The organism is Pseudolactococcus piscium (assembly GCF_002441695.1).
Taxonomy (GTDB): domain Bacteria; phylum Bacillota; class Bacilli; order Lactobacillales; family Streptococcaceae; genus Pseudolactococcus; species Pseudolactococcus piscium.
In genome coordinates, this window is the sequence record NZ_JXJW01000011.1 from 80,504 (window position 1) to 88,276 (window position 7,773).

General features: G+C 39.2%; 5 protein-coding genes. 2 read left to right on the forward strand and 3 right to left on the reverse strand.

From position 1 onward, the window contains the following. Positions 1 to 19: 19 nt before the first annotated feature. The 3 genes from RU86_RS06570 to RU86_RS06580 all read right to left on the reverse strand — a co-directional run bounded on the left by RU86_RS06570 (position 20) and on the right by RU86_RS06580 (position 5,660). The gene (locus RU86_RS06570) at positions 20 to 2,221 is read right to left on the reverse strand and encodes an alpha-galactosidase (protein WP_096814618.1); all 2,202 of its coding nucleotides are present in this window, start codon (positions 2,219 to 2,221) and stop codon (positions 20 to 22) included. Positions 2,222 to 2,348: 127 nt separating this feature from the next. After that, a complete protein-coding gene (locus tag RU86_RS06575; protein ID WP_096814619.1) occupies positions 2,349 to 3,380 on the reverse strand; it encodes a LacI family DNA-binding transcriptional regulator in 1,032 nt (343 codons plus the stop codon). Positions 3,381 to 3,734: 354 nt separating this feature from the next. Next, the gene (locus tag RU86_RS06580) at positions 3,735 to 5,660 is read right to left on the reverse strand and encodes a fructose-1,6-bisphosphatase (protein ID WP_096814620.1); all 1,926 of its coding nucleotides are present in this window, start codon (positions 5,658 to 5,660) and stop codon (positions 3,735 to 3,737) included. Between the two features lie 373 nt (positions 5,661 to 6,033). Between RU86_RS06580 and RU86_RS06585 the strand changes: the two genes are divergently transcribed. Further along, the gene (locus RU86_RS06585) at positions 6,034 to 6,843 is read left to right on the forward strand and encodes a WxL domain-containing protein (RefSeq protein WP_179296231.1); all 810 of its coding nucleotides are present in this window, start codon (positions 6,034 to 6,036) and stop codon (positions 6,841 to 6,843) included. A gap of 287 nt (positions 6,844 to 7,130) precedes the next feature. Next, positions 7,131 to 7,773, forward strand: a 643-nt coding sequence (locus RU86_RS06590; RefSeq protein WP_143468098.1) for a hypothetical protein, incomplete at its 3' end; no start/stop codon positions are given.

Consider the following 7,773-nt stretch of genomic DNA (forward strand, 5'->3'; position numbering starts at 1 on the left):
TTAATGGTGATTACACCTCTTAAATCACTTCATCTATCACAAACTTACGACTTTGATAGTCACCAACCATAAAGGGATCAAGATAGATGCCAACATGCATCAACTCATCTCCACCATAACTTGCGTCGCCATTCACTTGATACACTTTTTCTGGATCAAGACCTGCAAATTTAATCGTGTGGAGTGGGCCAGCTGACTCAACAAATTTCCTAAAATAGAAGGCGATGGCTTGTGATTTATCTGGATTAACGAATAGCCAGGCAGCATGCGATGTCTCAAATGGCGACATAAGCCTATGAAACTTGCCATACTGAAGTAATTGACGATGCTGTTTATAGAAGGCAACTTGTTCACTAACCGTCACTTTATCTGCTACTGTCATATCTTGTATATTGAGCTCATAGCCAAACACACCACTCATGGCAACATCTCCCCGAATATCAAGACCTGTCACACGATGTGTTTGGTGATTAGGGACAACTGAGACGTGTGAGCCCATCGATGAAATAGGATATAGGAAACTCGTCCCATATTGTATATCAAGTCTTTCGACAGCATCTGTATTATCACTTGTCCAGCTTTGTGGCATGTAATATAGGAAACCAGGGTCAAATCGACCGCCTCCTCCTGAACATCCTTCCCAAAGTATATGATCATACTCTGTTGTCAACGTTTCTAGCATCTCATATAGACCGAGCACATATCTATGAAATACTTCACCTTGATTCGCACTGCCAAGTGTTGCAGAATAGACGTCCGTCAAACTCCGGTTCATATCCCATTTGATATAGTCGATATCGACGGTATCAAGAATGTGGCGCATCCTAGCTATGATTGTCTCACGGACATCTTTTCTAGAAAAATCAAGCACATATTGATCGCGTGAGGTACTGATACTACGATTCGGTATTTGAAGGGCATAATCAGGATGGGCACGATAGAGATCACTATCAGCATTTACCATCTCTGGCTCAAACCATAAGCCAAATGACATGTTTTTTGCGTGGACATAGTCAGAAATACCAGCTAAACCACCTGATAGTTTATCCGTATTTTCAAACCAATCCCCTAATCCTGACGTATCATCCTCTCGTTTGCCAAACCAGCCATCATCAAGCACAAATAACTCAATACCGAGCTCAGCTGCGCCATCTACGATTGCCTTTATTTTATCTGTATTAAAGTCAAAATAAGTTGCCTCCCAGTTGTTAATCAAAATCGGTCGGTCTGCATGTTTGAATTTCCCTCTAGCCAATCGATTTTGAAGCACATCATGAAAGGTTTGACTCATACCATTTAACCCCTGATCTGAAAAAACGAGCAGGGCTTCTGGTGATTGGAAGCTTTGACTCGGTTCTAGCTCCCACTCAAAACCAAAGGGATTGATACCTGCCATCACTCTGGTTTGTTCGAACTGATCACGTTCAACCAGCATCTCATGATTACCACTATAAACTAAGGTCAAGCCAATTGCAGTGCCTGTAAACTCATCTGTCTTTGGCGACACGAGTGCAATAAAGGGGTTGGCTTGATGACTTGATGATCCCCTTTTACTATCTATAATCCGAGTGCCTCTCTGTACCGTCTGACGCTCAATCTCACGTTCCTTGTTATGACGACCAGCCAAACTGATAAGCTCTAAGTCCTGTGAAACTAAATCAAGTGATGCACTCGCAATTTTCTCAATGCTGACCGATTCCTGACCCTTATTTTCAAGAAAGGAATTTCTAGCAATGACCTGTCTATCAGCAAATATTGTGTAGGATAGCTTCAAAGTAAGCTCAAGCAAGTGATCAACTAGTGTAATGACAAGCGTTTCAGCTTCACTATCTGATTCAACATAGGTTGCAGGTAAGCCCATAAGTGCTGGTTTCCCTGCCATAATTTCATAGCTATCATAAACAAACTCCGTAATAGATGAGCCATTTACTTGCTTGATTTGAACAGCTGGATTTCGGAAGTCCCCATGACCATGACTTGGCATCTCCTGTGGGATCACATCCAAGGAAAAATCCCGTGTTTTAAGTGGTAAACCCGCAGGATTAGGTGAAAAACTGCGGTCTATAAGTGGGTATTTCCGGCTATTATGATACGTCTTAATCGCCTTGCCAAAATAGAGATGACTAAGATATGATGCTCTTTCAAGTCCGATAATGTAGGAAATCGTCTTATTGGATAGGTGAAAAACTTGATTGTGTTCATCAAATGTAATTAATGTCATGTGATACCTCATTCGCTTTATTTTTTACTAAACGTTTACTCAGTATAGTATATAGTTTTTTGAAAGCGTTGTCAATAGTGTTAAATAGGATCTAAATTGCCTATAAAAAAAGACCATTGACAAGCAATCAGTCATTTTTTCTAACACTCTCACGCAAAATCAGATTAGAGGCAACTTCAACACGAAGGGCGCTCTTACGACCATCTATCATTCTTTCCTTAGCCAGTCTAACGGAAACTCGACCTATTTCTAGACTATCTATTTGAACAGTGCTAAGTGGAGGAGACATATAGCTTGCCATCTCAATATCGTCAAAACTAAAAACGGATAGTGCTTGAGGTATAGGGATTGATTTGAGTTGCAGTGCACGATAAATTCCAATACTCATCGGATCACTTGCTGAAACAATGGCGGTTGGCAACATCTCTTTTGATTGCTCTAGTAAATCATTGGTCGCAGTCAAGCCAAATGCCATCGTCCAGTTTCCTGTTCTCACCTGGCAGTGATCTAGCAAACCATGAAGTGTCATCCAATTTTTATAGGCAATTGTTCTAACGTCTGATAATACGTCTTGCTTGTCTCCGTTTAGATCTACTACTTCTATGTCCCCACCAATAAAAGCGATCTGCCGATGATTTTGTTCATATAAATAATCTAGAACTGCTTGTGTTTGTTTGGCAAAATCATGATGGACAAGATCATATTGTGAACTTGCAAAATAATGATCAACAACAATCAGATTCGGATTGACGTCGTAAAGTTGTGATAAGGCGCCATCAGTTAATACACCAACCACAATTACTGCACCAAAGTTGCCAAGCTGATCCAGTCTAATCTCACCTAACTTAAGGATTTCAAGTCTAAAACTCCATATATCTGCCTCACTCTTGATCCCTTCTCTTATCAACCTGAAATAAGGATCATCACTTTCACCTTTTGAAGCATGCGTTTTAATTAAAGCAATGGATAGTAAATTAGCCTGCTTTGGTGACTTAACCCCTAAATTACTTACCTTATGATAATTTAGTTGATTGGCAACTTGAATGATTCTACTTCTTGTTGCTGCTTTAACGCTCATCGTCTCATCGGCATTTAAAACTCGGGAAACCGTGGCAGGAGATACGCCAGCTAATTTTGCTATTTCTCTGATACTTGCCATCTCTACTTTATCCTTTACTTTGTTTTTCTAGCATGATAATCTGACTACTCAAACCCGACAGCGGTATCGTATCAGTCTTGATGCCTCATGATATCTGGTCTTATTTTACTATATTTTCTATGTTTAGTAAACAATAAGCGTCACTATACTGTCTCATCTATTTGTATATAATAGGTTATCGCATGATAAAACACCTTAAACATCAATCATGATTTAAGGTGTTTTGATAATTTTATTTTGTTGCGTTTGCATACGATGCAAGTGCCCATGTAGATAGGACTGTCATCACCAGTGCCAGTAGTAAATCAATCATGTCATATCCTCCTTTTTGTCGAAATAGGCCTAGTCAGCCAATCAGGGCATATAGTCCAATAAGGCATTTAAATCAGTGATGCTTGCACGTAATTTGTCACCAATCGTTGTATCTTTAATCATGCGACGCTTCGGTTTTTCTTCAAGAAAATACTTCAAAGATTCATTGCCCTTACCCTTAGCTAAGATGTCGGCTATCGACGTAAAAGGTGCATGCGTGACGATTTTAAAGCCATAGGAGTCATTTAGTAGGGAATAACCAGCGATACCTGTTGTCTTTTGATAGGCTTTGCTCATCCCACCATCTATGACCATCAGTTTACCTGCTGCTTTAATCGGACTTTCACCATCACCTACTTTTACAGGCGTATGTCCATTAATGACAACTGACTGGGGATCTGTTAAACCGAATTCAGCTAAAATCTTGGTCATCATTTTAGGATCCTCACGGTAGGTAAAGTAGGCATTATCCCCTTCTTGATGCGTTTTTTTATCTGCAATGAAATACCGTTCAAAGGTCGTCATCGATGATCTGCCAAATAAGGGAGAACATTTACCAGCCCAGGCATACCACATCAGATCTGTCGAATAATCATCTCCGATGTCAGGATAGTGAATACCTCGCCTAATGTGCGCATCAAATTGATCAAGCAAGGCCCGACCAGAATAGCTAGCATCCTCGATTTTCATCTCCAAAAATGAGCCGTCATCTTTTAAAGGGATACAGCCATGGTATAACAGATGGCGGTTATAGACCAAATAAGCTGACCCTTTTTCGACTAGAAAGTGCATATGCCGTTGAAATTTCTCAGATTTTTGAAGTGAGGATAAGATAGCTGTCATGACATAGCTTTCACCGTCAGTCAGTTGATTAGGCAGCTCAGGGGAAATTGTTTGAAAACACGCATTTTTTAGTGTATACGTTTCACCAGCCAGATTGATGGTCTGCTGATCATAGTCAATTCTCTCAAGTAAATTACGATCTGCCATCTCAAAATCCGGTCGCCTAGAGATGATCTGTCCTTCTAACTTGAACTGAATGATAGATAGCGCTTGATGCACTTGTGATAGCCGTGTTTGGTTTTCCACCCCGTAAAGTTCATCATCTGCGCGTGATGCTGGTGTGAATCCCGAGTTATTATCAGTATAATGTGCTTCTGCAAACAAAAATAAGGGTCTGAGATTTAAGCCATAGGCATCCTCTAACTCATAGAGATAATTATACTTGACTGCAATCCTTAGCAGCGTCGCAAGACAGGCTAAATTACCAGCATACGCCCCCATCCAAAGCACATCATGGTTACCCCACTGAAAATCAACATTATGAAACTGAATCAACCGGTCCATGACCTTGTCTGCGCCAGCCCCCCGATCAAACACATCCCCGACAACATGTAAATGATCGACAGTTAACTCTTGTATCGTGATACACAGACTACGGATGAACTTCTCATCTTGGTCAAGTTCAATCAATCGCTTGATGATTTGTTGGTAATAGTCTTTTTTCTCAGTCTGATTGGCATCAACACTTAGCATTAATTCTTCCGTAAAATAACGGAAATCTTCATCTATTGCCTTGCGCACCTTAGAGCGAGAATACTTTGTACCGAGATGACGTAATAATTTTAGTAAGCGATTGATTGTCAGTGCTGACCAGAGATTAGCCTCAGCTGAATCAGTAGGCTTCCCCTGCAACATATCTGTCGGATAGGCAATCAACATCGCCATGTGTTCCATCTCTTGCACATTTTCATCCGGGAAAATTTCATCGATTTTTTCCTTAATATTCCCAGCACCCGTTCGAATGATATGGTTAAAGGCCTTATATTCAGCATGGATATCACTGATATATAACTCAGTACCTTTTGGCAAGTTAAGTATAGCTTCTAAGTTGACCAGTTCACTTTTGACTTTATCTGTCGTTTCATATTTTTCAGCTAATAGAGAGAGATATTTATTGTCTGACATACTCGGTTTCCTCTTTCAAATGCGCACCATATTAATACTTATAGTATAGCATGTACTGGCTTATTTTAAGGCATATTAAACCAGTTTTCATCGTGTTAAGTTAATAAAAGATAGCTATCATGACTACTTATTTAATCAGCTCTGTTATTAGCTAAGTACTTTAAGTATATGACACCTCTTTGATACCTCTATCCACATTGACACGTATAAACTAAGTCGTTCTATCCTAGGCAATAATAAAGTTAAAAAATTTTTAAAAAATCAAAAAAGTTAAAAATAAAAAAAATTTCATTTTTTTGTTGACAATTATATGTCACATTGTTATAATAACGTTGTAACATATTTTAATACACTAAAGGAGAGTGAAAACTTAATGGAACTTAAAACATTTTTAAAAAGCACGCTTGTCTTGACAAGTATTGTAACGACTGGGGCGATATTGTCAAGCGCGTCAATTGCTAATGCTGATGGTACTTCGTATAAGGATGCGTTGAATGCCAAAACAACATCTGACCTTACGTTTATAAAATCAGATGCACCAACACCACCGACACCGCCAGGACCAAAACCTGAACCTGAACCAGGCGAAGATCCAAAACCTGATCCAAACCCACAACCAAATCCACAAGGTGGCGAATTAATGCTATCTTATGCCTCTAACCTGAACTTTGGTACTCAGCTAAAATCAGATTCAAGTTTTTTTGCAAAAGCAGATAAAGGAAGTAATGGTACTGAATTCTTACCATTTATCTCAGTTTCAGACAACAGAGGAGCGGAACGAAAAGGTTGGAAACTTACTGCTAAGCAAGATACGCCTTTGATCGCTACAAAAGATAACAAAAAACAATTGGATGGGGCGACGATTACATTCTCTAATCTATTTTATGACGATAAAGCTGGGGCACCTAAATCAGCTTCTGGTGATGTTGTCTTGACCTCTGATGCAAAAGATCTTGCGACTGCTAGTATGACAACTGGTATTGGCTCATGGAGCCTTGGGTTAGGTAGTAAATTAGAAGAGGGAATCGTCAGCTACACAGCAGATAAAGATGGCAAGATGACACCTGTCAAAGGACAAGTTACAAAGGGTGTAAAATTATCTATTCCAAATACTTCTGTTAAAGAATCAGATACGTATTCCACAACGATTACCTATGAACTAATCGCAGATCCAACAGCTTAATGAAACTAGGTTAAACATTAAAAAAAGGAGGGAGTTAGACTTGCTATACAGAACCTGTATATAAAGGCTAAGTCTCTTTTTGTATGATTTCTGGGTTCTGTAGAGCCACAAATACAAACTAGCTACTCCGATATAAAAGTAAAAATCTCTATACTGTGGTAATACCTACTTCAAGAGATAATTACGGTATTAATTGAGTTAAGCATGCTTTTAAATCTGCTTTATCACAAAATTAAGAAAATGATTACAAGAAAATGATTATTAAATAAAGAGGTCAAAAGAACGAGATGAAAAAGATAAAATTAACTTTGGCCCCCATATTGATAGGGATGATGCTTTTAGGGCCTATCTCTAGAGTTTACGGGGACACTAAGGACCAAGTCAAAACTGATGCCAACATTACATTTATTGACAGGTCAACTATAGCCGGTACACCTTCTAGTAATCAGCTATTGCCCCTTGGAGAGGAGACGTTACCAAGTCTTATCTGTGCTGGACTGATACTACTGGTTTTAGTCGCACTGATTCTCTATATCAGAAAAAAAGGGACATTAAAATATGAAAAAAATAAACTATTCACTTTGTTTTCTCTGACACTTTTGTCGATGGGAACACCGCTCACAAGTATTGCACAGGTAGTTGCTGTTAGCCAAGATACTCCTGCTATCACAACTGAATTAAACGACGAAACTGAAAATACACCAGATAAAGAAACTAAATCAGTGCCTACTGAAGAAGCTAAGACTGGTAAAGATGAAACTGAGGCAGTACCTACTGAGGAACAAAAATCTGCTAAAAATGAAACCGAGCAAGTAACTACTGAGGAACAGAAAACAGAGAAAGCTGAAACTCCTGGAAACTTAAAAGCTGAAACACTGCTCTGGGGAGATGCACCTTGGGCTTTTGATAGTACTACTGGTATTTTAACCA

Excerpts from the sequence above, each read along its gene's own strand:
- RU86_RS06580 (WP_096814620.1), bottom strand. The coding sequence starts at position 5,660 with ATGTCAGACAATAAATATCTCTCTCTATTAGCTGAAAAATATGAAACG.
- RU86_RS06585 (WP_179296231.1), top strand. The coding sequence starts at position 6,034 with ATGGAACTTAAAACATTTTTAAAAAGCACGCTTGTCTTGACAAGTATT.
- RU86_RS06575 (WP_096814619.1), bottom strand. The coding sequence starts at position 3,380 with ATGGCAAGTATCAGAGAAATAGCAAAATTAGCTGGCGTATCTCCTGCC.
- RU86_RS06570 (WP_096814618.1), bottom strand. The coding sequence starts at position 2,221 with ATGACATTAATTACATTTGATGAACACAATCAAGTTTTTCACCTATCC.